The sequence below is a fragment of the Nocardia sp. NBC_01329 genome (assembly GCF_035956715.1).
GTDB lineage: Bacteria > Actinomycetota > Actinomycetes > Mycobacteriales > Mycobacteriaceae > Nocardia.
This window is the reverse complement of record NZ_CP108381.1, coordinates 1,631,696-1,656,905: the sequence shown is the minus strand read 5'-3', so window position 1 is coordinate 1,656,905 and position 25,210 is coordinate 1,631,696. Positions and strand designations below refer to the sequence as shown.

The window sequence follows — 25,210 nt, the reverse complement described above, 5'->3', positions numbered from 1 at the left end:
CAAAGACGCGATGACGGGTATACGGGCATGACCGGGCAGCGGGAACCCTGGTTCGACGACGACGCGGGACCTCTGGTGCGGCCGTACGCCATCACCAAGGGTCGTACTGTGGGCGCGGGACACGACCTGGATATGCTCACTGTCGTGGTCGAAGCTCGTGGTGCCCCGCCGTTGCGCCGGACCGAACCCGAGTACATCGATATCGTGCACCTGTGCACGCGAGCACAAACCGTGGCGGAGGTGGCAGCCGCCTTGAAACTGCCGCTGGCGGTGACCAAGATTCTCGTCGGAGATCTGATCGGTGACGGCCATCTGATCTTCCGGGCTCCCGTGCAGATGGAGTCCGGTCCCGGCGACTTCAACATATTGCGAGCGGTACTGGATGGAATCCGAAAAATTTGACCCTGCCCGGATGGACCCCGGGGCACCGGCACTTGCTGCGTCGGTGAAGGTCCTCATCGCCGGTGGTTTCGGCGTGGGCAAGACCACTATGGTGGCCTCGATCAGCGAGATCCCACCGCTGCGTACCGAGGAGATGATCACCGAACTCAGTACCGGCATCGATGATCTGTCCGGTGTCGAGTCCAAGACCACCACCACGGTGGCGCTGGACTTCGGCCGGATCACCATCGACAAAGACCTGGTGCTGTACCTGTTCGGCACTCCCGGTCAGGACCGCTTCTGGTTCCTGTGGGACGAACTGGCCCGGGGAGCGCTGGGCGCGGTGGTCCTGGCCGATACCCGGCGGCTGGGTAATTCCTTCGCCGCCATCGACTATTTCGAACGGCGCGGCCTGCCCTTCCTGATCGCGGTGAACTGTTTCGACGGCGCGCCGCGATACACGATCGACGAGGTCCGCGACGCGCTCGATCTCGATCCGTCCATCCCGGTGATGCTGTGCGATGCGCGCGACCGAGTCTCGGCGAAGAATGTGCTGCTCAGCCTCATCGAGCATCTCATCGAACGGGCCACCCGCCCGAACCTCACGACCAAGTAGACCGGTACGGCGGAGCCACCCGGCTCCGCCCACCGGGGGTCAGTGTGACAGGTGCCCCGCCGCATGGAGTTCGTCGAAGAGCAGCTGATCCACCGGTGGTACCCGGGGCCGGTCACGGTAGCCGAACCAGTCGAGTTCGGCTATCTCGCTGCTCGCGGCGAGCGTGCCACGATAATCCGCGCGGTAGCAGCTCATCCGCACCCGCAACGCGCCGTCGACCGCTTCGTAGACCCCCACCGGCGCGACAGTTTCCGCAACCAGGGCGACCGTCAACTCTTCGGTGATCTCGCGCAGTAACGTCTGCTCGTCGGATTCCCCGGCTTCGCGTTTCCCGCCCGGAATGTAGAACACATCCTTGCCACGCGGACGCGCACACAGGATCCGCCCGTCCTCGATGAGGACCCAGGCGACCGTATCGATGAGTTTCCCGACCAGCTCGTCTGTCACGCGGTCAGCTTAGGCGGACTACCGCGTTCGTCCCAGCAGACCACCGCCTTCGTTCCGACCGGCCGCGGCCGCATGCCGGCGGCCGGGTGCCGTCGCCGAACCGCCTTCCTGAGCCGCTCGCAGGCCGATCTCGGCCAAGCTGCCACGGAACGCGTGGTCGCGGACGTACCATGCGGACGTGGCCGATGCGAATCCTCCCGCCGCGCTGCGGGTCCTGGTCTACAGCAACGACGCCGACACCCGGAGCCAGGTGATGCTGGCGCTCGGGCGCCGCCCGCATCCGGACCTACCGCCCCTCGAGTACCTCGAGGTGGCCACGGCCCCGGTGGTATTGCAGCGAATGGACGCCGGCGCCGCCGATCTGGCCGTGCTGGACGGAGAATCCGCCCCCGTGGGCGGGATGGGCCTGGCCAAACAGCTCAAAGACGAGATCCACGACTGCCCGCCGCTCATCGTGCTCACCGGGCGCGCCGACGATGCCTGGCTGGCGAACTGGTCCCGAGCCGAAGCCGTGGCCGCACATCCGATCGACCCGCTGCGACTCACCGAGATCGTGGTCGATCTACTCCGCCGGAGCCCTGCAGCCTGACGGCGATTAGGTTCTTTCGCTCATAAATCTCAGTCGCGAATTCGATCAAAGCGGTCGATGAATCCGTGTTCGCCCTGCCACAACGGTTGTAGGCTGTGCTGTAGCTCACATGAGCGCGGGAGATGACATATGACCCGCGCCGCCTAATCCTTCCCCCAGCCCACTCGCGAATTCGGGGACGATTCGGCGGCGCGGGCCAATCCATCGACCGCCCGACCCCGTTCGCGGAACCCGGTGGCACCACCGCGGGGTTCCAGTTCGCAAGGAGGGGAAGCGCAGTCGTGAACACCGAACTGCCGATACTGGTCCTCGGCGCGGTAGCCGCCGCGTTCGCGGTGATCTCGATCCTGATCGCCGGACTGATCGGCCCCAAACGCTACAACCGCGCCAAACTACAGGCCTACGAATGCGGTATCGAACCGACACCGCACGCCACCGCCGGTGGCGCGGGAAGTATTACCGGACAACGCTTTCCGGTGAAGTACTACCTCACCGCGATGCTGTTCATCATCTTCGATATCGAGATCGTGTTCCTCTACCCGTGGGCGGTCCATATCGATGCGCTCGGGGTGTTCGGCCTGGCCGCGATGGCGTTGTTCATCGTCAATGTCTCGGTCGCCTACGCCTACGAATGGCGGCGCGGCGGCCTCAGCTGGGACTGAGCCGCGAACCTCCGATCAGCCGCACCGCGCCCCGGCGCGGGCAGATACCCAGGGAGTAGTCGGACATGGGTTTGGAAGAGAAACTGCCCAGTGGTTTCGTGCTCAGCACAGTCGAAGCCATGGCGGGATATATGCGCAAGGGGTCGGTATGGCCGGCCACCTTCGGCTTGGCCTGCTGCGCCATCGAGATGATGGCCACCGGCGGTGGCAGATTCGATTCGGCGCGTTTCGGGATGGAGGTCTTCCGTGCCTCGCCGCGGCAGGCCGATCTGATGATCGTCGCCGGACGGGTCAGCCAGAAGATGGCGCCGGTCCTCCGCCAGGTCTACGACCAGATGACCGAGCCGAAATGGGTACTGGCAATGGGGGTGTGCGCATCCTCCGGCGGGATGTTCAACAACTACGCCATCGTCCAGGGCGTGGATCATGTGGTACCCGTCGACATCTACCTACCGGGTTGCCCGCCGCGGCCGGAGATGCTGCTCAACGCGATCCTCGCGCTGCACGAGAAGATCCAGGCGACACCGATGGGCGTGAACCGGACCGAGGCGATCCGGGCCGCGGAGCAGGCGGCCCTGGCGGCCACCCCGACCATCCGAATGGAAGGTCTGCTGCGATGAGCACCGACCACCCCGAGTCCACCGACAGCCGCGCTGTAGAACCCGAGCAGCCGATCGGTTCCACCGACGAGGTCATCGGAGAGCGCCGGGGCATGTTCGGGATCTCCGGCAGCGGCGACACCTCCGGCTACGGCCGCCTGGTGCACAAAGTAGCGTTGCCCGGCGGCAGCGCCCCTCCCTACGGCGCCTATTTCGATACGGTGGTCGAGCTGCTGCGCGGGGCGCTGGCCGGCGGCGCCGGGTTCGACGCCGCCGTCGAGAAGATCGTGGTGGACCGGGACGAACTCACCCTGCATATCGACCGCGACCATCTGGTGGCGGTGGCGCGGGCACTGCGCGACGATCCCGAGCTACGTTTCGAGCTGTGCCTCGGCGTCAGCGGTGTGCACTACCCGGACGAATCCGGCCGCGAACTGCACGCGGTGTACCACCTGATCTCGATCACACACGGCCGCCGCCTGCGCCTCGAGGTATCCGCGCCGGACGCCGACCCGCACATCCCATCGCTGTACCGCGTGTACCCCACCTGCGACTGGCACGAGCGGGAAACCTACGACTTCTTCGGTATCCGCTTCGACGGGCATCCCTCACTGACCCGCATCACCATGCCCGACGACTGGCGCGGCCATCCGCAACGCAAGGACTACCCGCTCGGCGGGATACCGGTCGAGTACAAGGGCGCGCGGATACCGCCGCCCGATGAGCGGAGGGCGTACAGCTGATGAGCGAGACCGACTACCGGCCCGGAGTATCCGGCGGGCCGGACAACGACAACTCCCGAACCGAGCACTCGCCGACCGACCCGACCGGCCCGGAAGGCACCGCGCAAGTGCTGACGGTCGCCGGACAGGACTGGGACGAGGTCGCCGACGCCCTGCGCGGTGCGGGTGAGGAACGCATCGTCGTCAATATGGGCCCGCAGCACCCGTCCACCCACGGTGTACTGCGGCTCATCCTCGAGATCGAGGGCGAAACCGTGATCGAGGCCCGCTGCGGTATCGGCTACCTCCACACCGGTATCGAGAAGAACCTCGAATTCCGGGCCTGGGCCCAGGGCCCCACCTTCGTCACCCGGATGGACTATCTGTCCCCGTTCTTCAACGAGACCGCGTTCTGCCTCGGTGTCGAGCGACTGCTGGGTATCACCGACGATATCCCCGAGCGCGCCACCGTGATCCGCGTGCTGCTCATGGAACTCAACCGCATCTCCTCACATCTGGTGGCCCTGGCGACCGGCGGTATGGAGCTCGGCGCCCTCACTCCGATGCTGTTCGGCTTCCGGGAACGCGAACTGATCCTCGACGTTTTCGAGAACATCACCGGCCTGCGGATGAACCACGCGTACATCCGGCCCGGCGGTATCGCCCAGGATCTGCCCGGCGACGCGGTGGCCAAGGTGCGCGACCTGCTGGCGCTGATGCCGAAACGCCTGCGCGATATGGAGCACCTGCTCACCCACAACCCGATCTTCAAGGCCCGCACCCAGAACATCGGCTACCTCGATCTGACCGGCTGCATCGCACTCGGCATCACCGGACCGGTCCTGCGGTCCACCGGGCTGCCTCACGATCTGCGCAAGGCCATGCCCTACTGCGGTTACGACACCTACGAATTCACCGTTCCCACCACCGATACCTGCGATTGCTACGGCCGTTACCTCATCCGGATCGAGGAGATGAAGCAGTCCCTGGCGATCGCGGAACAGTGCCTGGACCGATTGCGCCCGGGACCGGTCATGGTGGCGGACAAGAAAATCGCCTGGCCCGCCGATCTGGAACTGGGCCCCGACGGCCTGGGTAACTCCCCGCGGCATATCGGCAAGATCATGGGCACTTCGATGGAGGGGCTCATCCACCACTTCAAGCTCGTCACCGAGGGCATCCGAGTCCCGCCGGGACAGGTGTACACGGCGGTGGAGTCCCCGCGCGGGGAGCTCGGCGTCCATATGGTCAGCGACGGTGGCACCCGGCCCTATCGCGTGCACTATCGCGATCCCTCCTTCACCAATCTGCAAGCCGTGGCAGCGATGTGCGAGGGCGGCATGGTCGCCGACGTGATCGCGGCCGTCGCCAGTATCGATCCGGTCATGGGCGGTGTGGACCGATGATGCGATACCTCCGCCTTCGCTGCGGCCTCCGCGAATCGCATGTAACCGCTTCGAAGGAGTACTCGTGACCGAGATTTTGTTGCGGCTCGGCAGTCGGCCGCAGCCCTTTCCCGATGATGTCCGCGCTCGGCTCGAACCGGACGCGAAGGAGATCATCGCGCGGTATCCGCAGCCCCGGTCGGCGCTGCTGCCGCTCTTGCACTTGATGCAATCGGAAGAGGGCTACGTCAGCAGTACCGGGATCGAGTTCTGCGCGGAACTGCTCGGACTCACCGGCGCCGAGGTGACCGCGGTCGCGACCTTCTACTCCATGTACCGGCGCACCCCCACCGGCAACTACCACGTGGGAGTGTGCACGAATACCCTGTGCGCGGTTCTCGGCGGCGATGCCATCCTCGCGGAACTGCGCGAACATCTGGGGATCGCGCACGGCGAGACCACCGACGACGGAGCCGTCACCCTCGAGCACATCGAATGCAACGCGGCCTGCGACTACGCACCGGTGATCATGGTGAACTGGGAATTCTTCGACAACCAGACCCCGGAATCGGCCCGCGCACTCGTGGACGCGCTCCGCGACGGGCGGACGGTCACCCCGACCCGCGGGGCACCCCTGTGCACCTTCCGGGAAACCGCGCGCGTGCTGGCCGGTTTTCCGGACACCCGGCCGGGCGTGCTCGACGGCGACCCGGGCGCCCCGACGCTGACGGGTCTGAACACCGCACGTGAGCAGGGTATGCGCGCCCCTGAAGTGCCGGACGGTATCGAGGACGGTGCGCGATGACCCTCACACCGGTCCTCAGCAAGTACTGGGACCTCCCGAATTCCTGGACGCTGGACACCTACCGGGCCCACCAGGGCTACGAAGCGCTGCCGATCGCGCTCGCCATGACCCCCGACCAGGTGATCACCACCGTGAAGGACGCCGGACTCCGCGGCCGCGGCGGCGCCGGATTCCCGACCGGGATGAAATGGGGTTTCATCCCGCAGACGCCGGAACCCGACGGCACGATGAAGCCGCACTACCTGGTGGTCAACGCCGACGAGTCCGAACCGGGTACATGCAAGGACATCCCGCTGATGCTCGCGGACCCGCACTCGCTGATCGAGGGCGTGATCATCGCCGCCTACGCCATCCGGGCCGAGCACGCTTTCATCTATCTGCGCGGCGAGGTCGTTCCGGTGTTGCGCCGATTACAGGCCTCGGTCGCCGACGCCTACGCGGCCGGACTACTGGGTCGCGACATCCTCGGCTCCGGGTACGACCTGGAACTCACCGTGCACGCCGGTGCCGGTGCCTATATCTGCGGTGAGGAGACCGCACTGCTGGATTCACTGGAAGGGCGGCGCGGGCAACCGCGGTTGCGCCCGCCGTTCCCCGCAGTCGCGGGCCTCTACGCGAGCCCCACCGTGGTGAACAATGTCGAATCCATCGCCAGCGTGCCGCCGATCATCCGCAACGGCCCGGCCTGGTTCCGTTCCATGGGCAGTGAGAAATCGCCCGGCTTCACGCTGTATTCGCTGTCCGGGCATATCGCCCGGCCCGGCCAGTACGAGGCGCCGCTCGGTGTCACCCTGCGGGAACTGCTGGGCTGTGCCGGTGGCGTGCGCGCAGGACGATCGCTGAAGTTCTGGACCCCGGGAGGTTCCTCCACCCCGCTGCTCACCGCCGAACACCTCGATGTCCCGCTGGACTACGAGAACGTGATGGCGCAGGGGTCGATGCTGGGCACCAAAGCCCTGCAGATCTTCGACGACACCACCTGCGTGGTCCGTGCCGTCCTGCGCTGGACCGAGTTCTACGCCCACGAATCCTGCGGTAAGTGCACACCGTGCCGGGAAGGCACCTACTGGCTGGTGCAACTGCTCACCCGCCTCGAATCGGGTCAGGGCACGCCTACCGACCTCGACAAACTCCTGGATATCGCCGACAACATCAACGGCAAGTCCTTCTGCGCGCTCGGCGACGGCGCGGCCAGCCCCATCGTGTCCTCGCTGAAGTACTTCCGCGACGAGTACCTCGCGCATATGACACAGGGCGGCTGCCCCTTCGATCCGGCCCGCGCGACCGCCTGGGCCGGATCCGCGGCCGGAGAGGGGAACCGATGACAGCGACCGTCCGTTCCGATTCCGCCGATCTGCAACCGGCCGACCTGGTCACTGTGACGATCGACGGCACCACGGTCAGCGTTCCCACCGGAACACTGCTCATCCGCGCCGCCGAACTGATCGGTATCCAGATTCCGCGGTTCTGCGATCACCCGCTCCTCGCCCCGGTCGGCGCCTGCCGGCAATGCCTGGTGGAAGTGGAGGGCCAGCGTAAACCCGTCGCCTCCTGCACCATGACGGTCACCGAGGGCATGGTCGCGCATACCCAGCTCGATTCCGCGGCCGCCGAGAAGGCGCAGCAGGGCGTGATGGAGCTGCTGCTGATCAACCATCCGCTGGACTGCCCGGTCTGCGACAAGGGCGGGGAGTGTCCGCTGCAGAACCAGGCCATGTCCACCGGTCGCGCGGAGACCCGCTTCGACGGGGTGAAACGCACTTACCCGAAACCGATCCCGCTGTCGACCGCGGTCCTGCTGGATCGCGAACGGTGTGTGCTGTGCGCGCGGTGCACCCGTTTCTCCCAGGAGATCGCCGGTGATCCGTTCATCGAGCTGCTCGACCGGGGCGCGTTGCAGCAGGTCGGGATCGCCGAGAACGAGCCACTCGATTCCTACTTCTCCGGCAATACCGTGCAGATCTGCCCGGTCGGCGCTCTCACCGGCACCAGCTATCGTTTCCGGGCCCGCCCCTTCGATCTGGTCTCCAGCCCGAATGTCTGCGAACACTGTGCGTCGGGATGCGCCCAACGCACCGATCACCGTCGTGGCAAGGTCCTGCGACGTCTCGCCGGTGACGATCCCGCGGTCAACGAGGAATGGAACTGCGACAAGGGCCGCTGGGCATTCGCCTATGCCGGCGAACGGGACCGGATCACCGGTCCGCTGCTACGCGGCGCCGACGGGGCCCTGGCCCCGTGTTCCTGGTCCGAAGCGCTCGCGGCCGCTGCCCGTGGACTCCGCGCCGGTGTGGGGAACGCGGCGGTACTCACCGGTGGCCGGGTCACCGAGGAAGAGGCGTACGCGTACACCAAATTCGCGCGAACGGTACTGGGCACCAACGATATCGACTTCCGGTCCCGGGCCCATTCCGCGGAGGAGGCGGAATTCCTGGGAGCCTGGGTCGCCGGTCATATCGGGACCGTCACCTACGACAGCCTGGCCGCGGCACCGGTTGTACTACTGGCGGGATTCGAACCGGAAGAGGAATCGCCGATCGTCTATCTCCGACTGCGCAAGGCGGCGCGGACCCGGGGCGTCCCGATCTTCTCGCTCGCCGCCTACGCCTCGCGCGGCGTGGAACGGATGTCGGGCACCCTCCTCCCGGCGGTCCCCGGCAGCGAAGCCCGGATCCTCACCGAGTTGACCGAGCCCGGAGCGGAGACCGGCCCGGCGCGGCTGTTGCGTGAACCCGGCGCGGTGATCCTGGTCGGCGAACGGCTGGCGACCGCACCGGGCGCGCTCTCCGCGGCGATCCGGCTCGCGGCCGATACCGGCGCCGCACTGGCCTGGGTACCCCGGCGGGCCGGTGAACGCGGCGCGGTGGAGGCCGGCGCACTGCCGGGGCTGCTGCCGGGCGGCCGTCCGGTCACCGACCCCGAGGCCCGGCGGCAGGTGGGCGAGATCTGGGGCGTCACCGATCTCCCCGATATGCCCGGTCGCGATACCGGCGCGATTCTCGACGGGACCGCGACTGTGGGCACCCTGGTGATCGGCGGTATCGAACTCGCCGACCTCCCCGACCCGGCCGCGGCTCGGGACACGCTGCGCGCGGCCGATTTCGTGATCTCCCTGGAACAGCGGCACAGCGAGGTCACCGCCTACGCCGATGTCGTGTTCCCGGTGGCCACGGCGATGGAGAAGTCCGGCACCTTCCGCACCTGGGAGGGCCGCCCGCGGCCGTTCGCCGCAGCGCTCACCGACAGCACGGTGCGCCGCACCGCCGCGCCGCTGTCCGATCTACGGGTACTGCACAGCCTGGCAGCAGAACTGGGCGTACCACTCGCGCTCCCCGATACCGCCGCGGCCCGCGCCGAACTCGACCGGCTTGGTCCCTGGACCGGCTCCACTGTCACCCCGCCGTCATATCCGGCCGCGCCACCCGTCCATCCCGAACCCGGTACCGCGGTACTGGCGAGCTGGCGGATGCTGCTGGACCGGGGCCGGATGCAGGACGGCGAAGCGAACCTCGCCGGCATCGCGCGACCGCCCGCGGTCAGGGTGTCGGCGGCCACCGCCGTGGAAGTGGGCGCCGCCGAGGGTGATCCGATCATCGTCGCCACCCCGCGCGGCGCGGTGACCCTGCCCCTCGCCGTCACCGAGATGCCGGACCGGGTGGTGTGGCTGCCGATGAACTCACCCGGATGCTCGATCCACACCGATCTCGGCGCCCGACCGGGCGATGTCGTAACCCTACGGCGCGCCGACCAGCGGACGGAGGCATCCGACAATGACTGATCTGTCCCTCTTCGGTTACGACCCACTGTGGCTGGTCGCCGCCAAAGCCGTCGCCGTTTTCGTGTTCCTGCTGCTCACCGTGCTGTTCGGTGTGCTGATCGAACGCAAGGTCGTGGCCTGGATGCAGATGCGGGTGGGGCCCGACCGGGTCGGACCCAAGGGCCTGCTGCAGAGCGCCGCCGACGGTGTGAAGATGGCGTTCAAGGAAGATATCGTCCCCGCGATCGTGGACAAACCCATCTTCGTGCTCGCACCGATCATCTCCGTGGTCTCGGCCGTACTGGCGTTCGCCGTGATCCCCTTCGGGCCGGAGGTCTCCATACTCGGGCAGCGAACCGCCTTGCAGCTCACCGATCTCCACGTCGGTGTGCTGTACATCCTGGCGGTCACCTCCGTCGGCGTCTACGGGATCGTCCTGGCCGGCTGGGCATCGGGCTCCACCTATCCGCTGCTCGGCGGTCTGCGCTCCACTGCCCAGGTGATCTCCTACGAGATCTCCATGGCCCTCTGTTTCGCCGCGGTGTTCCTGCTCGGCGGCACCATGGCCACCTCCGGCATCATCGCCGCCCAGCAGCCCACCTGGTACGTCTTCCTGCTGCTGCCCTCGTTCCTCATCTACTGCATCTCCATGGTCGGTGAGACCAACCGGGCGCCGTTCGACCTCCCCGAGGCCGAAGGCGAACTCGTCGGCGGCTTCCACACCGAATACTCCTCGCTCAAGTTCGCGATGTTCATGCTCGCCGAATACGTGAACATGGCGACCGTCTCGGCGCTGGCCACCACCATGTTCCTGGGCGGCTGGCGGGCCCCGTTCCCGATCAACCTCTGGGAGGGCGCGAATTCGGGATGGTGGCCGCTGTTGTGGTTCACCGCCAAGGTGTGGATGTTCCTGTTCGTTTTCATCTGGCTGCGGGGCACCCTGCCTCGACTGCGCTACGACCAGTTCATGAATCTGGGCTGGAAACTGCTCATCCCGACCTCGCTCGCCTGGGTGATGGTGGTGGCGACCGCCCGCGTCCTCGATCTGGAGGGCTATCCCGTGCGTACCCCGATCCTGGTGATCGGCGGTTTACTGCTCACCGGGCTCCTGATCGGTCTGTTCCTGCGGGCCGGTAACGCTCCGGCCCTCGCGCCGGAGTTCGGTCCCGAAGACGACCTACCGGCCGGGAACGCCCCACCCGGGGTGCCCGGGGTGCCCGGGGTGCCCGGGGGATCCCAGGTCTTCCTGGGATTCCCGACTCCCCCACTACCTGAACAAACCTCGACCATCACCTCCTCCCCCGGCCTGCTCGAACCACTGGCGGGTTTCGCGGTCACCGCGCTCACCATGTTCAAGAAACCCAATACCGAGTTCTATCCCGAGGAGAAGGTTCCCACCGCACCCCGATACCACGGCCGCCATCAGCTCAATCGTCATCCCGACGGCCTGGAGAAATGCATCGGCTGCGAACTCTGTGCCTGGGCCTGCCCCGCCGACGCCATCTATGTCGAGGGCGCCGACAACACGGACGAGGAGCGCTTCTCGCCCGGTGAACGCTACGGGCGGGTGTATCAGATCAACTATCTGCGCTGTATCGGCTGCGGACTGTGCATCGAAGCCTGCCCGACCCGGGCACTGACGATGACCAACGAGTACGAACTCACCGATGACAACCGCGCCGACCTCATCTACGAGAAGGACCGGTTGCTCGCGCCGCTCGCCCCGGAGATGCAGGCCCCGCCGCACGAGATGCAGCCGGGCACCACCGAGGCCGACTACTACCTCGGGCGGGTGGACGCCGCGCCGGAACGGCCCACCGCCGGGACCGCGCAGGGAGGCACCCGATGATCGGCATCGAATCGTCGCTGCTCGCGGCCCCACCGCTGACCGAGGCCGGAACCGGTGAAACGGTCCAGTTCTGGATCCTGGCCCCGCTGGCGGTACTCGGCGCGCTCGGTATGGTGTTCGCCGCGAAGGCCGTCCATTCGGCGATCTGCCTGGCCGCCACCATGATCACGCTGGCGGTGTTCTATATCGCCCAGGACGCGCTGTTCCTCGGGGTGGTGCAGGTCGTGGTGTACACCGGCGCGGTCATGATGCTCTTCCTGTTCGTACTCATGCTGGTCGGTGTCGATTCGGCGGAGTCCTTGCGTGAGACTCTGCGCGGACAGCGGATCGCCGCGGCGGTGGTCGGTATCGGTTTCGGGGTCCTGCTGTGCACGGGTATCGCGCACGGGGTCCGCAAGTCCGGAATCGAGTTTCCCGCCTCGGGTTTCCCGGGCCGCGATGTGATCGGCGAACTGGCCGAGCTGATCTTCGTGCGCTACGTCTGGGCCTTCGAACTCACCGGTGCGTTGCTGATCGCCGCCACCATCGGCGCCATGCTGCTGGCGCACCGCGAGCACTTCGGCCCGAAACTCGGCCAGCGCGAACTGTCGCGCCGGCGGTTCCGCGACGCCGGGCACCGGCCCACTCCGTTGCCCACTCCCGGGGTGTACGCCCGGCACAACGCCGTGGATATCCCGGCCCGGCTCCCGGACGGATCCTTCGAGGAACTGTCGGTGTCGACCATTCTGCGCCACCGTCGGACCCAGGCGCTCGCCGATGCGGCCGTGCTCTCGGTCGGCACCCCGGCCGATACCGGATCCGGCAGCACCGCTCGCCCCGCCGACGAGGAAGGTACCCGGTGAATCCCGAGAACTATCTGTTCCTGTCCGCGTTACTGTTCACCATCGGTGCCGCGGGTGTACTGCTACGTCGTAACGCGATCATCGTGTTCATGTGCATCGAGCTCATGCTCAACGCGGTGAACCTGGCGTTCGTCACCTTCGCCCGGATGCACGCGAACCTCGACGGTCAGGTTTTCGCGTTCTTCACGATGGTGGTCGCCGCGGCCGAGGTCGTGGTCGGTTTGGCCATCATCGTCACCATCTTCCGCGCCCGCCGCTCGACTTCGGTCGACGACGCCAACCTGCTGAAGTTCTGACGTGGATACCGCAACGCTGTGGCTGCTGCCCGCCCTGCCCCTGGCCGGCGCCGCCGTATTGCTGCTCACCGGGCGTCGTTCCGACGCATGGGGCCATCTGCTCGCCACCGTGACCGCACTGGCCTCGTTCGTCGTGGCGGTGATCGCGTTCTTCGGGATGCTGGGGCGTTCCGGCCCCGATCGCGCGGTGGCATCGGACCTGTTCAGCTGGGTTCCGGTAGCCGGGCTCCAGGTCGATTTCGGGCTGGCTCTGGACCAGTTGTCGATCTGCTTCGCACTGTTGATCACCGGTGTCGGATCGCTCATCCACATCTACTCTGTCGGCTACATGCGCCACGACCCCGGGCGACGCCGGTTCTTCGCCTATCTGAACCTCTTCCTCGCGGCCATGCTGCTGCTGGTACTGGCGAACAACTACCTGGTGCTGTACCTGGGTTGGGAAGGTGTGGGCCTGGCCTCGTATCTGCTGATCGGGTTCTGGTACCACAAGCCCTCGGCGGCCACGGCCGCCAAGAAGGCATTCGTAGTCAACCGGGTCGGTGATATGGGCTTGGCGATAGCCATGATGATCATGTTCACCACCTTCGGATCCCTCGATTTCTCGGCGGTTTTCGCAGCCTCGCCCGGGGCGAGCGATGCCACGCTGACGGCGGTGGGCCTGTTCCTGCTACTGGCCGCGTGCGGTAAATCCGCTCAGGTACCGCTGCAATCGTGGCTCGGGGACGCCATGGAGGGTCCCACTCCGGTATCGGCACTCATCCACGCCGCCACCATGGTCACCGCCGGTGTTTACCTGATCGCCCGCTCCAACCCGATCTACGACCTCGCGCCCACCGCCCGGGTCGCGGTGGTGGTGGTGGGTGCGGTGACCCTGCTGTTCGGCGCGATCATCGGTTGCGCCAAGGACGACATCAAGAAGGCGCTCGCCGCCTCCACCATGAGCCAGATCGGCTATATGGTGCTGGCCGTCGGTCTCGGCCCCGCCGGTTACGCGGTGGCCATCATGCATCTGCTGACCCACGGTTTCTTCAAGGCGGGCCTGTTCCTGGGCGCCGGTTCGGTCATGCACGCCATGGACGACGAAACCGATATGCGGCGCTACGGAGGCTTGCGCACTCTGCTGCCGATCACCTACGTCACCTTCGGTCTCGGGTATCTCGCGATCATCGGTGTCCCGCCGTTCGCCGGGTTCTTCTCCAAGGACCGCATCATCGAGGCCGCTTTCGCCGCCGAAGGCGCCGCCGGTCCGATCCTGGGGACCGTCACCCTCCTCGGTGCCGGGCTCACCGCGTTCTACATGACGCGGGTGATGCTGTTGACCTTCTTCGGTGCGCGGCGCTGGAAACCCGACACCCACCCACACGAATCCTCGGCTGTGATGACAGGTCCGATGATCTTGCTGGCGCTCGGCTCGGTCGGCGCCGGAGCGGTTTTCGTCTGGGGGTCCTCGCTGCAGAACTGGCTCGCTCCGGTCGTCGGCGAACACCACGGGGAACCGATTCTGCCGGTCCCGGTGATCACCGGACTCGCGCTGGCGGTGGTCGCGGTGGGCGTAGCGGTCGCCTACCGGCAGTACGGGCGCAGCGAGGTACCCGACAGCGCACCGGAACAGGTGACCGCGCTGACCGTGGCCGCCCGGCACGATCTCTACGGTGACGCGGTCAACGAAGCCACCTTCATGCGGCCCGGACGTCACCTGACCCGTGCCCTGGTCTTCCTCGACAACCGCGGCATCGACGGCCTCGTCAACGGCACCGCCGCGGTCATCGGCGGACTGTCCGCGCGAGCCCGCCGGATCCAGACCGGTTTCGTTCGTTCGTATGCCCTGTCCATGTTCGCCGGCGCGGCCCTGGTGGCCGCAGCCCTGCTGGCCGTGAGGATCTGGTGAGCGCCGTGCCCTGGTTGTCCGTGCTCTGGCTGTTGCCCGTGGTGGGCGCGGCGGTCGTACTCCTGCTGCCGGCCGCGCAGCGACTACTGGCTCGCTGGGTCGGCCTGGTGGTCGCGATCGCGACCTTCGGGGTGGCACTGTGGGTGGCCGCCGCGTTCCAGCCCGGCGGCGATCAGTTCCAGTTCGTCGAATCCCATTCCTGGATACCGGCTTTCGGAGCCGGATACACCCTCGGGGTGGACGGGATCGCGCTGGTCCTGGTGCTGCTCACCGCCGGCCTGGTGCCACTGCTCATCGTCGCCGGCTGGCACGACGATCGCGAGGTGGGCACCGGAAAACGGGTGGCACACACCTATATCGCGCTGACTCTGCTGGTCGAGGCCATGGTGCTGGTGTCCTTCCTGTCCCTGGACATCCTGCTGTTCTATGTGTTCTTCGAGGCCATGCTCATCCCGATGTACTTCCTCATCGGCGGTTTCGGGCCGCGCACCGACGATGCGCAGGTCCGGCAGCAGCGCTCCCGCGCGGCGGTGAAATTCCTGCTGTACAACCTCTTCGGCGGCCTGATCATGCTCGCCGCGGTGATCGGCCTCTACGTGCTCACCGTTCAGCAGGACCTCGGCACCGACGGCGCCGGAACCTTCGATCTGCGCGCAGTGGTGGCGGCCGCCAACTCCGGGCAGCTCGGCGCCGGACCGGCGGTCCTCAATGCCCTGTTCCTCGGTTTCCTGTTCGCGTTCGCGGTGAAGGCTCCCCTGTGGCCGTTGCACACCTGGTTACCGGACGCGGCCGTCTCCGCCACTCCGGCGAGCGCGGTGCTGATGATGGCGGTGGTGGACAAGGTGGGCACCTTCGGCATGTTGCGGTACTGCCTGCTGCTCTTCCCCACCGCGGTCGATACCTATGCGCCGCTGGTGATCACCCTGGCCGTAATCGGCATCATCTACGGCGCTCTACTCGCCATCGGACAGACCGATGTGATGCGGCTCATCGCCTACACCTCGATCTCGCATTTCGGTTTCATCGTGCTCGGTATCTTCGCGATGACCAGTCAGGGTCAGACCGGCGCGACCCTGTACATGGTCAATCACGGCCTGTCCACGGCGGCACTGTTCCTGGTGGCCGGTTTCCTGGTCTCGCGGCGTGGTAGCCGGGTCATCGCCGACTACGGCGGTGTGCAGAAGGTGGCGCCGGTACTGGCCGGAAGCTTCTTCATCGCGGGCCTGGCCACCCTGTCGCTGCCCGGGCTGGCTCCGTTCGTCAGTGAATTCCTGGTTCTGATCGGCACTTTCAGCAGATATCAGGTGGCCGCGGTCATCGCGGCCGGCGCCCTGGTCCTGGCCGCCGTCTACGTGCTGTGGCTGTACCAGCGGATGATGACGGGCCCGGTGGCGGAGGGCAGCGAACGGATCCGGGATCTGGTCCCTCGCGAACTCGTGGTCGTCGTCCCGCTGCTCGGCGCGCTGATCTTCTTCGGCGTCTATCCGAAGCCGATGCTCGACTTCATCGACCCCGCGGTGACCCAGACTCTCACCACCGTCGGCAGTATCGATCCATCACCGCCGGTCCCGGCAAAGCCGGAGGCGGCGAACTCCGGAGGTGTGCGCCATGAGCGCTGAGCTGCCCGCGAGCGCGGTAATCGCCGCGTCCGTACCCGCGCCGAGTATCGAGTACCACGTGCTGGCACCCATTCTCATCGTCTTGGGGGCGGCCGTGGTCGGGGTTCTGGTCGATGCGTTCTTCCCACGACCGTGGCGGTACCCCGCGCAATTGATCCTGGCCCTGGGCGCATTGGTGGCCGCGCTGGTGTCCGTGCTGCTACTTGCGGGAACCGCGACCACGGCCGCGGTCGGGGCGGTCGCCGTGGACGGGGTCACCCTGTTCCTACAGGGCACACTGCTGCTCGTCGGCATTCTGTCGGTGCTGTTCGTCGCCGAGCGGGGCCCGCTGCCCCGGCCGCGATCCGGTCCGGGGACCTGGAGCCGCGCCACCGCGACCGCGGACTACGGGATGGACGCCTTCACACCGCAGGCCTCGGCGGTCCCGGGCAGCGGCGCCGAACGGTCCGCGGCCACCGCCGGTATCACCCCCACCGAAGTGTTCCCGCTTCTGCTGCTGGCGCTGGGCGGCCTACTGCTCTTCCCCGCCGCCAACGATCTGCTCACCATGTTCGTCGCCTTGGAAGTGCTCTCCCTGCCGCTGTATCTGCTGTGCGGTCTGGCCCGCCGGCGTCGGCTGCTCTCGCAAGAGGCGGCGCTGAAGTACTTCCTGCTCGGCGCGTTCTCCTCGGCTTTCTTCCTCTACGGGGTTGCGCTGCTGTACGGCCAGGCCGGAACAGTCCGCCTCGCAGGTATCGCCGACGCACTCGCCGCCGACTCCGGCGCGCCCACCCTGGCGCTGCTGGGAGTCGCGATGCTGTCCGTGGGGCTGCTGTTCAAGATCGGCGCGGTGCCGTTCCAGGCATGGGTCCCCGATGTGTACCAGGGCGCCCCCACCCCGATCACCGCGTTCATGGCGGCCGCGACCAAGATCGCCGCACTGGGCGCGCTGCTACGGGTGCTGTCGGTGGGTGTGCCGGGGATCGCCGACGACTGGCGACCGGTGCTCGCGGCGATCGCGGTCGCCACCATGCTGGTGGGCGCGATCCTCGCGATCACGCAGACCGATATGAAGCGGATGCTCGCGTATTCGTCCATCGCGCATACCGGGTTCCTGCTCACCGCCCTGGTCGCCGCCGATGATCGCGGTGTCGCCGCGACGCTGTTCTATCTGTTCGTCTACGGGCTCGGCACGCTCGGCGCCTTCGCGATCGTGAGTATGGTGCGCGAGCCCGACGGGACCGAGGCGACCGCGCTGGCGCGCTGGGCCGGCCTGGGCCGGCGCGCCCCTTGGCTCGCCGGCATGTTCGCGTTGCTGCTGCTGTCGTTCGCCGGGATCCCCGTCACCGCCGGTTTCGTCGCCAAATTCGCGGTCTTCCAGGCCGCCGCCGGTAGCGACGCCGGACTGCTGGTGATCGTCGGTGTCCTGGCCAGCGCGATCGCCGCGTTCTTCTATATCCGGGTGATCGTGCTGATGTTCTTCACCGACCCACCGGCCGACCCACCCGAAGTGGTCGGTCCGCCCGCCGCGACCACGGTCGCGGGAGTCGCCGCTCTCGCGAGCGTGGTCCTCGGCATCGCCCCGCAACCGCTCCTGGACCTGGCCGATCGCGCCGGCGAATTCGTCCGCTGACCGGCCTCCGGCTCGGCGCGGACAGAGCTGCATCAGGCAACTGGGAACCGATCACCGATACCCCTGACGAGTAGGTCGAAGGCACGTTCCGCCTCTGCGACTGCCACCGGATGCCGCTGTGCTGCCGTGCGGCCGCTGACCAGTGCGTGCCAGTTGGCCTCGCTGAGGTTGCGTTGCACCGCGATGATCACGCTGGCAGCGAGCCGTGCGTCCAGGTCTCCTGGCGGTCCGAGTGCCTGGGCGAGTGCACATTCTCCGCTGGTGAGAAACCGGGCGAGCCGTGCGGTCAACGCCGGGGTATCCAGTACCAGTCGGTAGCAGGCCAGCACCTCGGGCGCCTCGCACAGGCCGGTGCTGGGTTCGCGGTTGTCCAGGCCGGTGCGGAATGCGGTGCGCAGGGCAGTCAGGGGCGCCTGCCCGTGTGCCCGGTTTCGTACCGCGTGGGCAGCCTCATCCACGTGGTCGGCGAACCGGTGCACAACGAGGTCCTCTTTGGAGGGGAAGTATTTGAACAGTGTGCGCTTGGATACCTCGGCGGCGGCTGCGATATCCACAACCGACACCGCGTCGAACCCGTCAGCGAGAAACAGCCGGAGGGCGGCGTCGGAGATAGCTGCGTGAGTGTGCTGTCTCTTGCGCTCGCGCAGGCCCGGTTCGGGGGTCATATCGGCAGTATAGCCAAAATGTAAACCGGGTGAATAAGTAAACTTGGTGTACTTTTGTTGGCATGCGAATCGGCGTTGCCCTGCCAACCGACTACTACAACCAGCTCACCCCGGGTGTGAATCCCGTCGACTACCTGCTCGACCAGGCCCGCACAGTGGCTGGGCTCGGCGTGTCCGCAGTCTGGCTCACCCAGCGGTTCGACTACGACGCACTGACAGTTGCCGCGCTGATCGGGCGCGAGCTACCGGACATCACGGTCGGAACGGCGATCGTCCCGATCCACCCACGCCACCCCAACGCACTGGCCATGCAAGCGCAAACAGCGCAAGCGGCCAGCACCGGCCGCTTCGAACTCGGCCTCGGTTCGTCGCTGCCGGAGATCGCCGCCGGCTACGGCAACACCCACCCACGGATCCGCTACCTACGCGAATACCTCACCGCCCTACGCGATCTGCTCCACACCGGCGCGGTCGACCACATCGGCGACACACTGGTGGCCAAATCACCGACACGCAGCATGATGCCGACGGTCAACTCTCCGGTCCCCATACTGCTGGCCACTTCGGGACCGCTGACCCTGCAGGTCGCAGCCGAATTCGCCGACGGTGCCCTCCCGCTGCTCACCGGTCCCGACACCCTGGCCGAATTCACGATCCCCACACTCGCTCGACACGCTGCGGCAGCAGCTCGGCCGACGCCCCGCGTGATAGCCGTGGTGGGCGGAGTAGTCACCGCCGACGTCGCCGCCGCCCGCGATCGCGCGGCGCTGCAGATGGACAGATACGGCAAGATGCCGACATACCGGAGTTTGCTGGACCGTGAGAAAGTGTCCGATCCGGTGGAATTGGCGGTGATCGGCGACGAGCAGACCATGGCCGACGCGGTAGCCCGCTACGCCGAGGCCGGCGCCGACGAACTGATCTTCACACTGACCGCGATAGGGTCGGCGCGCGACGAGGAGCGAACTTGGGCATTGCTCGGTGAATTGAGCAGAACCGGAAGCGCATGAAGGCGGTCTCGACCCGGACCGCCCGGTCGCCGGTATCCATGCTCGACACCGACACCGACACCGGCGACGGCGACGGCGACGGCGACGGCGACGCTATGAGCCACCTTGCCGAGCCGGCGGGCGATCTGCGGCGGCAGTCCGGATCCGCCGGGTACTTCGCCGCGTAGGTCGTGCGGTGCAGCGACCCGACCACCCCCGTCCCGCGCACCCCAGCCATGGCAGCGCGCAGCCGGCCCGAGCCGGACCACCGGCCCCGGCCGCAAGTGTTGCGCGCCGTGTTCACGGCGTTACCTGCGGACCCCGGGCATCCGAGGTCCCGCCGTCCCGTCCGTGCCCCTCACAGGTCGGCGCCTACTCGTCGAGGGCTACTCGTCGAGGGCTGGAACAGCGGGACGCCCCTATCGACCAGCTCGGCAGCAGCATCGGTCGCTCCGATCGCCGCCCATCGTGTAGCGAGAGATCCCAGGGGACGCGATGCGCGGTCCGCCCCATCAGTGCATCTTCCCAGTTCAGATGTGGGAATACGCACACTTCAGATTTATTGATTAGCGAAAGCAACGAATTTATAGTTGATTACCGCAAGTAACTGAACGAGGTCAGGAGTACGTATGGGAATTCCCCCCGGCACAGCACAGGGCATACTCGACGAACTCTTCCTCATCAGCCGGGCGCTCCGGCGTTCCCTCGCTCAGCCCGAAGAGGGCCGGCTGCTGCCGGGCGGAATCAGTGTCCTGGTCAACCTCGAATCGGCCGGTCCGTGCCGGCAGGTCGACCTCGCCTGCCAGATAGGTATCAGCGCGTCGGCCATGAGCCGCCACATCACCGAACTTGTCGCCGACGGTTACGTCCTGCGCAATACCGACCCCAGTGACGGGCGCGCCATTCGCGTCGAGGTATCCCCCACCGGTCTGGAACTGCTCGGCCGGATCCGGGAATCCCGGATCCGCGGTCTGCAGGAGGTACTGGCGGACTGGACGGTGGAAGACGCCGAGCACGCCCACCAGATCCTGAACACCCTCCGCAGTCGTCTCATCGACCGGGACAGTCGCAGTGCCGCGCCCGAAAACCACAAGCATCCGCACAGCTCACCATCCGCGCCCACGCAGCGCAGCGTCACGGAAGGACCCGAGCCGGAATCGAAAGAGAGTCAGGAAATAGATGTCTAGTTCAGTCGAGGCGGTGACGCGGCAAGATCCCTACGCGATGAGTCACCGTGAGATTCTCGAATCGCTCACCGGGCTGCTGGCCGCGTTGTTCACCGCGCTGCTCAGCACCACGATCGTGGCCACCGCGCTGCCCACGATCATCGGTGACCTGCGGGCATCGCAGACCGCCTACGCCTGGGTGATCACGACCGCACTGCTGGCCAATGCGGCGTCCACTCCGATCTGGGGCAAGCTCGCCGACCTGTTCAACAAGAAATTGCTGGTCCAGACCTCTATCGTCATCTTCGTGGCGGGCTCGGTCATGGCGGGTTTCGCACACAATGTGACCCTGCTGCTGGCCGCCCGTGTCGTACAGGGCATCGGGATGGGCGGTCTGACCGCGCTCGTCGTCGCCATCATCGGCAGTATCGTCGCGCCGCGTGAACGCGGTCGCTACTCCGGGTATATGGGCGCGGTGATGGCCGTGTCGATGTCGGGCGGACCCATCCTCGGCGGTGTGATCGTCGACAGCCCGCTCGGCTGGCGCTGGTGCTTCTTCGTCTGCGTCCCGCTCGCGCTGATCGCTCTGTTCCTGCTGCAACGCACCTTGCGTCTGCCCACCGATCGCAAGGACGACGTCTCCATCGACTGGTTCGGTGCCGTCCTGATGACCGCGGGTGTATCGATCCTGCTGATCTGGGTCTCGTTCGCCGGTAAAGCCGGGTACTACGAGTGGTTCTCCCGCGAATCACTGCTCTATGTACTGGCGGGTGTCGCGCTGCTCGCGGCGACCGTATGGGTCGAGTCGCGCGCGAAATCGCCGATCATGCCATTGCGGATCGTCACCGAACGGACCACCGGGCTGGCGATCATCGCGTCCATCGCGGTGGGTATCGGTATGTTCGGCGCGACCACCTTCCTCGGGCAGTACTTCCAGACCGCGCGGGGATACTCACCGACCGTCGCCGGCATCCTGACAATCCCGATGGTCGCGGGCATGCTCGTCGCCTCGGTGGGTTCCGGTCAGCTGATCACTCGCTTCGGCAAGTGGAAGCCGTTCGTCGTCGGCGGCGCCGGTCTGCTGGTCGTGGGCTTCGGTCTGCTCAGCACCCTCGATCACGCCACGAATCTCTGGCTGGTCGGCGCGTTCATCGCAGTCGTCGGCCTGGGCGTCGGCATGATGATGCAGAACCTGGTGCTGGCCGTACAGAACACCGTGAGCGTGCACAATATCGGCGCTGCGTCCAGCAATGTCGCCTTCTTCCGCACCTTCGGTGGCGCTATCGGCGTCTCGGTCCTGGGTTCGGTCCTGGCGACCCGCGTAAGCGAACTGTCCGCCCAGGGTTTCCACCGGCTGGGCATCCGGACCTCCGGGAGCGGCGGCAGCAACCTGGACCTGGACAGCCTGCCGGCACCGATCGCCACTATCGTGCGCGCGTCCTACGGCGACGCCACCGGCCGGATCTTCCTGATCGCCGCGGCCGCCGCGGTGGTGGCACTCTTGGCTACCGCCCTGCTGCCCAACCGCCCGCTGCGTCGCACGATCGATATCGATCCCGGGCTCGATCCGATGCGCTCCGACGACGGAGACCGACCGGAACAGCCCGGCGCGGCGGCGGCCGGCGAATTCGACCGTGGTCGAAGGGAGCCCGCGCTACAGCGCTGATCGTGTGACGCCATCGATACAGGCCCCGGGTATCGCAGAGATATCCGGGGTCTTCCCGTCTCCGATGGACCGGCGATCGACTTCCGTACCGCCACTGCGGTTCTCCCGGCCGACATCTGGCCGAACAGCTACGACCGGACGTAGTATCAGGGAGTGCCTCCTCCCACCTCGACCCCCGCGCGAGTACGCGGCGCGTTCGTCGGGGCCGCCTCGGGAACGGTGAGTATCGCCGCCCACGCGTTCGCCGGTGGGACGATAACACTCGGATACTCGGCGACAGCCCTACTTCTCGCCGGTTGCGCACTGGCCGGTGTACTGGCGAGCGCATTGCGCCCCGGACGCGGGCCCTTACCGCTGATGACACTTCTCGCCCTCGGCCAGACGATCGGGCACAGCGCGCTCGCCGCCGCACCGGGGCACCGGCACGGTTCGGCAGCGACCGCGCCGATGTTGGTGGCACACCTGCTCGCGATTCCGGTGGGCGCGCTGCTGATCCACACCGCGGAACGCGCGGTCCGGTATGCCGTATCGCGACTGAAGAGGGCGGTGCGCGGACCGGCCGTCCGCGATGTCGCCTTCCCACGAACCGTCGCCGTCCCGGAGTCGAATCACCAGTCGGCCCGGCGCCTGCTCCTGTCCTCGGGTCCCGGCACACGCGGGCCACCACAACTGGCCGTCTAGTTCTTTCCGACCGCAGCGTGTGCCCCACCTCCGTATCCGAGGCGGTGCGCGCTCCGGAGCCGACCTCGCCGAGAAGTCGCTTCTTGCCTGGCCCCACGGCATCAGACCGCCGGAAGCGCCCGGCACCGTTGTCGCGCGCAGCAGTGAACCCTGCCCGCCACCGGACTTCGACCGCAGCGGCACACCCCACTCTTCGATCGGAGCAGACCCGTGTCACTTCGTCTTCCAACGCCCCGTACCGGCGCCACCAGAATTCTGCGCGTGGTCGCCGCGGCGGCCGCGGCACCACTTTTCGCCATCGCCTGTTCCTCCGGGAGCAGCGCACCGTCCACCGCCGCCGATTCGGTGACGATCACCGATCAGTGGGCCAAGGCCGCCGACGGCGGGATGTCGGCTGCATTCGGCCGGCTTCGCAACTCCGGTGAGCACGAGGTCACCGTCGCCTCGGCGAGCAGTCCCGTATCCGCCACCGTCGAATTACACGAAGTCGCCACCGACGGTGGCGGCGCGAAGTTCATGCGGCCGAAGACAGGCGGTTTCGTCATCCCTGCCCACGGCGAACTGGAACTGGCCCCCGGCGGGGAGCACATCATGTTCATCGACCTGCGTGATGCGCTGCGCACGGGAACGGACGCTCCGGTCACCCTGACCTTCTCGGACGGTTCCACCACCACTTTCACCGCGCAGGTGCGTGATTTCTCCGGTAACCAGGAGGACTATCGGCCCGACGGCGGGGCCCGACCGCCCGCGCACGGTGGCTGAACACGACAGGCCCCGCTTCGACCGGCGTCGCTTCCTGGGCGGTGGCGCCGCCGGCGCGGTGGGCCTCGGGGTCGGCGCGGCGACCTCGGCCGTGCTGCGTGATACCGATGCGGGCGGACCGGTAGCCGAACCGTTCTACGGCGCACACCAGGCCGGAATCGCAACCGCTCCGCAGGCCCGGGCGGTTTTCTTAGCCATGGACCTGCGTCCCGGGACGACTCGCGACGACCTCGTCGGAGCCCTTCGGATCTGGACCGGCGACGCCGCTCGCCTGACCCAGGGCCGCCCCGCGCTCGCCGATACCGAACCGGAACTGGCCTTGCGCCCCGCTCGGCTCACCGTCACGGTCGGCCTGGGGGCCGGTGTATTCGAACGTTGCGGGCTCGAAGCCGAACGCCCGCCGTGGCTGGCACCGTTGCCGCCGTTTCCGATCGACCGGCTCGACCCCGCCTTCTGTGGCGGGGATCTGCTGTTGCAGGTATGCGCCGGGGAATCGACGACGGTCGCACACGCGGTGCGGGTGTTGTGCCGGAGCGTGCGCTCGCTGCTGTCGGTGCGCTGGGTCCAGCGCGGATTCCGGGACGGGGCACCGGGAACACCGCGGAATCTGATGGGCCAACTGGACGGCACCGCCGATATCGCCGCCTCGGATTTCGATCGGCTGGTCTGGGACGACGGGGCCGCACGCCCCTGGCTCGCCGGCGGCACCTCGATGGTGCTGCGCAGGATAGCGATGACTCTGGACACCTGGGACGAAATCGATCCGGCGGCAAGGGAACTCACCGTCGGCCGCACCCTGGCCACCGGCGCGCCGTTGACCGGCGCCAGCGAGTTCGACGAACCGGATTTCGCGGCGGTGGATACCAACGGCATCGCGGTCATCCCGCCCTCGTCGCATATCGCTCGCGCCCACCACCGGCACGAGGGTGAACGATTCCACCGGCGCGGCTACAACTACGACGATGCCCCGGCGGCCGGTGCAATCTCGAACTCGGGTCTGCTCTTCACCGCCTACCAGCGCGATCTGCCGACCCAGTTCCTTCCGGTCCAGCGGCGGCTGGCCGAGTTCGACGCGTTGAACGTATGGACGACGCCGGTCGGCTCGGCGGTTTTCGTGATTCCGCCGGGAGCCGGGGGGCCCGGCGAGTACATCGGCCAGGCCTTGTTCGAATCCTGACCGCGTGGCCGATGCCGGTGCCGGGCACGGGCATC

Annotated in this window: 25 protein-coding genes and 1 pseudogene; 24 read left to right on the top strand and 2 right to left on the bottom strand. The window is 67.2% G+C overall.

Features of this window, described 5'->3' with window-relative positions:
* The first annotated feature begins 27 nt into the window (after positions 1–27).
* Both OG405_RS07680 and OG405_RS07675 read left to right on the top strand, forming a co-directional pair.
* Entirely contained in the window at positions 28–402 is a 375-nt protein-coding gene (locus tag OG405_RS07680) for a DUF742 domain-containing protein (protein ID WP_327150918.1), read from the top strand.
* A 10-nt stretch (positions 403–412) separates the two neighbouring features.
* A complete protein-coding gene (locus tag OG405_RS07675; RefSeq protein ID WP_036512093.1) occupies positions 413–997 on the top strand; it encodes a GTP-binding protein in 585 nt (194 codons plus the stop codon).
* A 39-nt stretch (positions 998–1,036) separates the two neighbouring features.
* Here the strand turns inward: OG405_RS07675 and OG405_RS07670 are convergent, their stop codons facing one another.
* Positions 1,037–1,444 (bottom strand): NUDIX hydrolase, encoded by a 408-nt coding sequence (locus tag OG405_RS07670; protein WP_327150917.1) that lies wholly within the window; start codon positions 1,442–1,444, stop codon positions 1,037–1,039.
* Between the two features lie 253 nt (positions 1,445–1,697).
* Here OG405_RS07670 and OG405_RS07665 point away from each other — a divergent pair, with 253 nt between their 5' ends.
* The 15 genes and pseudogenes from OG405_RS07665 (at position 1,698) to nuoN (ending at position 18,069) form a co-directional block, all read left to right on the top strand.
* The gene (locus OG405_RS07665) at positions 1,698–2,033 is read left to right on the top strand and encodes a hypothetical protein (protein WP_327152263.1); all 336 of its coding nucleotides are present in this window, start codon (positions 1,698–1,700) and stop codon (positions 2,031–2,033) included.
* Between the two features lie 281 nt (positions 2,034–2,314).
* Positions 2,315–2,695, top strand: coding sequence for an NADH-quinone oxidoreductase subunit A (locus OG405_RS07660; protein ID WP_058855812.1), 381 nt, complete (start codon positions 2,315–2,317; stop codon positions 2,693–2,695).
* 65 nt (positions 2,696–2,760) lie between these two features.
* Positions 2,761–3,315: a NuoB/complex I 20 kDa subunit family protein gene (locus OG405_RS07655; protein ID WP_058855699.1), complete on the top strand. Its 555-nt coding sequence runs from the start codon at positions 2,761–2,763 to the stop codon at positions 3,313–3,315.
* Positions 3,312–4,037 carry an NADH-quinone oxidoreductase subunit C gene (locus OG405_RS07650; protein WP_327150916.1) on the top strand — a complete coding sequence of 242 codons (726 nt, stop codon included), beginning with the start codon at positions 3,312–3,314 and terminating at the stop codon, positions 4,035–4,037. The genes OG405_RS07655 and OG405_RS07650 overlap by 4 nt, the downstream gene beginning before the upstream one ends.
* A complete protein-coding gene (locus OG405_RS07645) occupies positions 4,037–5,422 on the top strand; it encodes an NADH-quinone oxidoreductase subunit D (RefSeq protein WP_327150915.1) in 1,386 nt (461 codons plus the stop codon). The genes OG405_RS07650 and OG405_RS07645 overlap by 1 nt, the downstream gene beginning before the upstream one ends.
* A 64-nt stretch (positions 5,423–5,486) precedes the next feature.
* Entirely contained in the window at positions 5,487–6,206 is a 720-nt protein-coding gene (gene nuoE / locus OG405_RS07640; RefSeq protein WP_327150914.1) for an NADH-quinone oxidoreductase subunit NuoE, read from the top strand.
* A complete protein-coding gene (gene nuoF, locus OG405_RS07635) occupies positions 6,203–7,531 on the top strand; it encodes an NADH-quinone oxidoreductase subunit NuoF (RefSeq protein ID WP_327150913.1) in 1,329 nt (442 codons plus the stop codon). The genes nuoE and nuoF overlap by 4 nt, the downstream gene beginning before the upstream one ends.
* Positions 7,528–9,984, top strand: coding sequence for an NADH-quinone oxidoreductase subunit G (locus OG405_RS07630; protein WP_327150912.1), 2,457 nt, complete (start codon positions 7,528–7,530; stop codon positions 9,982–9,984). Before nuoF ends, OG405_RS07630 begins: the two co-directional genes overlap by 4 nt.
* A pseudogene (gene nuoH, locus OG405_RS07625) lies at positions 9,977–11,245 on the top strand (NADH-quinone oxidoreductase subunit NuoH); the annotation flags it as partial. The gene OG405_RS07630 and the pseudogene nuoH, both read left to right, overlap by 8 nt.
* 6 nt (positions 11,246–11,251) lie before the next feature.
* Entirely contained in the window at positions 11,252–11,812 is a 561-nt protein-coding gene (gene nuoI / locus OG405_RS07620) for an NADH-quinone oxidoreductase subunit NuoI (protein ID WP_442790736.1), read from the top strand.
* Positions 11,809–12,654 (top strand): NADH-quinone oxidoreductase subunit J, encoded by an 846-nt coding sequence (locus tag OG405_RS07615; protein ID WP_327150911.1) that lies wholly within the window; start codon positions 11,809–11,811, stop codon positions 12,652–12,654. Before nuoI ends, OG405_RS07615 begins: the two co-directional genes overlap by 4 nt.
* Positions 12,651–12,950 carry an NADH-quinone oxidoreductase subunit NuoK gene (nuoK, locus tag OG405_RS07610; RefSeq protein ID WP_030519458.1) on the top strand — a complete coding sequence of 100 codons (300 nt, stop codon included), beginning with the start codon at positions 12,651–12,653 and terminating at the stop codon, positions 12,948–12,950. The genes OG405_RS07615 and nuoK overlap by 4 nt, the downstream gene beginning before the upstream one ends.
* Before the next feature lies 1 nt (position 12,951).
* Positions 12,952–14,838 carry an NADH-quinone oxidoreductase subunit L gene (nuoL, locus tag OG405_RS07605; RefSeq protein ID WP_327150910.1) on the top strand — a complete coding sequence of 629 codons (1,887 nt, stop codon included), beginning with the start codon at positions 12,952–12,954 and terminating at the stop codon, positions 14,836–14,838.
* Positions 14,835–16,457, top strand: a complete 1,623-nt coding sequence (locus OG405_RS07600) for an NADH-quinone oxidoreductase subunit M (protein WP_327150909.1) — start codon at positions 14,835–14,837, stop codon at positions 16,455–16,457. Before nuoL ends, OG405_RS07600 begins: the two co-directional genes overlap by 4 nt.
* A complete protein-coding gene (gene nuoN, locus OG405_RS07595) occupies positions 16,447–18,069 on the top strand; it encodes an NADH-quinone oxidoreductase subunit NuoN (protein ID WP_327150908.1) in 1,623 nt (540 codons plus the stop codon). Before OG405_RS07600 ends, nuoN begins: the two co-directional genes overlap by 11 nt.
* A gap of 32 nt (positions 18,070–18,101) precedes the next feature.
* Here the strand turns inward: nuoN and OG405_RS07590 are convergent, their stop codons facing one another.
* A complete protein-coding gene (locus OG405_RS07590; RefSeq protein ID WP_327150907.1) occupies positions 18,102–18,734 on the bottom strand; it encodes a TetR family transcriptional regulator in 633 nt (210 codons plus the stop codon).
* Between the two features lie 62 nt (positions 18,735–18,796).
* Here OG405_RS07590 and OG405_RS07585 point away from each other — a divergent pair, with 62 nt between their 5' ends.
* The 7 genes from OG405_RS07585 to OG405_RS07555 all read left to right on the top strand — a co-directional run bounded on the left by OG405_RS07585 (position 18,797) and on the right by OG405_RS07555 (position 25,175).
* The gene (locus tag OG405_RS07585) at positions 18,797–19,744 is read left to right on the top strand and encodes a TIGR03564 family F420-dependent LLM class oxidoreductase (RefSeq protein WP_327150906.1); all 948 of its coding nucleotides are present in this window, start codon (positions 18,797–18,799) and stop codon (positions 19,742–19,744) included.
* Entirely contained in the window at positions 19,741–19,911 is a 171-nt protein-coding gene (locus tag OG405_RS07580) for a hypothetical protein (protein ID WP_327150905.1), read from the top strand. The genes OG405_RS07585 and OG405_RS07580 overlap by 4 nt, the downstream gene beginning before the upstream one ends.
* Positions 19,912–20,352: 441 nt before the next feature.
* Entirely contained in the window at positions 20,353–20,910 is a 558-nt protein-coding gene (locus OG405_RS07575; RefSeq protein ID WP_327150904.1) for a MarR family winged helix-turn-helix transcriptional regulator, read from the top strand.
* Positions 20,903–22,555 (top strand): MDR family MFS transporter, encoded by a 1,653-nt coding sequence (locus tag OG405_RS07570; RefSeq protein WP_327150903.1) that lies wholly within the window; start codon positions 20,903–20,905, stop codon positions 22,553–22,555. The genes OG405_RS07575 and OG405_RS07570 overlap by 8 nt, the downstream gene beginning before the upstream one ends.
* A gap of 153 nt (positions 22,556–22,708) precedes the next feature.
* Positions 22,709–23,236, top strand: coding sequence for a hypothetical protein (locus OG405_RS07565; protein ID WP_327150902.1), 528 nt, complete (start codon positions 22,709–22,711; stop codon positions 23,234–23,236).
* Positions 23,237–23,491: 255 nt separating this feature from the next.
* Positions 23,492–23,998 carry a copper chaperone PCu(A)C gene (locus OG405_RS07560; protein ID WP_442790735.1) on the top strand — a complete coding sequence of 169 codons (507 nt, stop codon included), beginning with the start codon at positions 23,492–23,494 and terminating at the stop codon, positions 23,996–23,998.
* Positions 23,991–25,175, top strand: a complete 1,185-nt coding sequence (locus OG405_RS07555) for a Dyp-type peroxidase (RefSeq protein ID WP_327150900.1) — start codon at positions 23,991–23,993, stop codon at positions 25,173–25,175. Before OG405_RS07560 ends, OG405_RS07555 begins: the two co-directional genes overlap by 8 nt.
* The last annotated feature ends 35 nt before the right edge of the window (positions 25,176–25,210 follow it).

What these genes read in the sequence shown, in the direction of transcription:
- nuoF (WP_327150913.1), top strand. Translation starts at nt 6,203, where the DNA reads ATGACCCTCACACCGGTCCTCAGCAAGTACTGGGACCTCCCGAATTCC.
- OG405_RS07580 (WP_327150905.1), top strand. Translation starts at nt 19,741, where the DNA reads ATGAAGGCGGTCTCGACCCGGACCGCCCGGTCGCCGGTATCCATGCTC.
- OG405_RS07675 (WP_036512093.1), top strand. Translation starts at nt 413, where the DNA reads ATGGACCCCGGGGCACCGGCACTTGCTGCGTCGGTGAAGGTCCTCATC.
- OG405_RS07575 (WP_327150904.1), top strand. Translation starts at nt 20,353, where the DNA reads ATGGGAATTCCCCCCGGCACAGCACAGGGCATACTCGACGAACTCTTC.
- OG405_RS07615 (WP_327150911.1), top strand. Translation starts at nt 11,809, where the DNA reads ATGATCGGCATCGAATCGTCGCTGCTCGCGGCCCCACCGCTGACCGAG.
- OG405_RS07650 (WP_327150916.1), top strand. Translation starts at nt 3,312, where the DNA reads ATGAGCACCGACCACCCCGAGTCCACCGACAGCCGCGCTGTAGAACCC.
- OG405_RS07590 (WP_327150907.1), bottom strand. Translation starts at nt 18,734, where the DNA reads ATGACCCCCGAACCGGGCCTGCGCGAGCGCAAGAGACAGCACACTCAC.
- OG405_RS07680 (WP_327150918.1), top strand. Translation starts at nt 28, where the DNA reads ATGACCGGGCAGCGGGAACCCTGGTTCGACGACGACGCGGGACCTCTG.
- OG405_RS07655 (WP_058855699.1), top strand. Translation starts at nt 2,761, where the DNA reads ATGGGTTTGGAAGAGAAACTGCCCAGTGGTTTCGTGCTCAGCACAGTC.
- OG405_RS07570 (WP_327150903.1), top strand. Translation starts at nt 20,903, where the DNA reads ATGTCTAGTTCAGTCGAGGCGGTGACGCGGCAAGATCCCTACGCGATG.
- OG405_RS07585 (WP_327150906.1), top strand. Translation starts at nt 18,797, where the DNA reads ATGCGAATCGGCGTTGCCCTGCCAACCGACTACTACAACCAGCTCACC.
- nuoN (WP_327150908.1), top strand. Translation starts at nt 16,447, where the DNA reads ATGAGCGCTGAGCTGCCCGCGAGCGCGGTAATCGCCGCGTCCGTACCC.
- OG405_RS07645 (WP_327150915.1), top strand. Translation starts at nt 4,037, where the DNA reads ATGAGCGAGACCGACTACCGGCCCGGAGTATCCGGCGGGCCGGACAAC.
- OG405_RS07630 (WP_327150912.1), top strand. Translation starts at nt 7,528, where the DNA reads ATGACAGCGACCGTCCGTTCCGATTCCGCCGATCTGCAACCGGCCGAC.
- OG405_RS07665 (WP_327152263.1), top strand. Translation starts at nt 1,698, where the DNA reads ATGCTGGCGCTCGGGCGCCGCCCGCATCCGGACCTACCGCCCCTCGAG.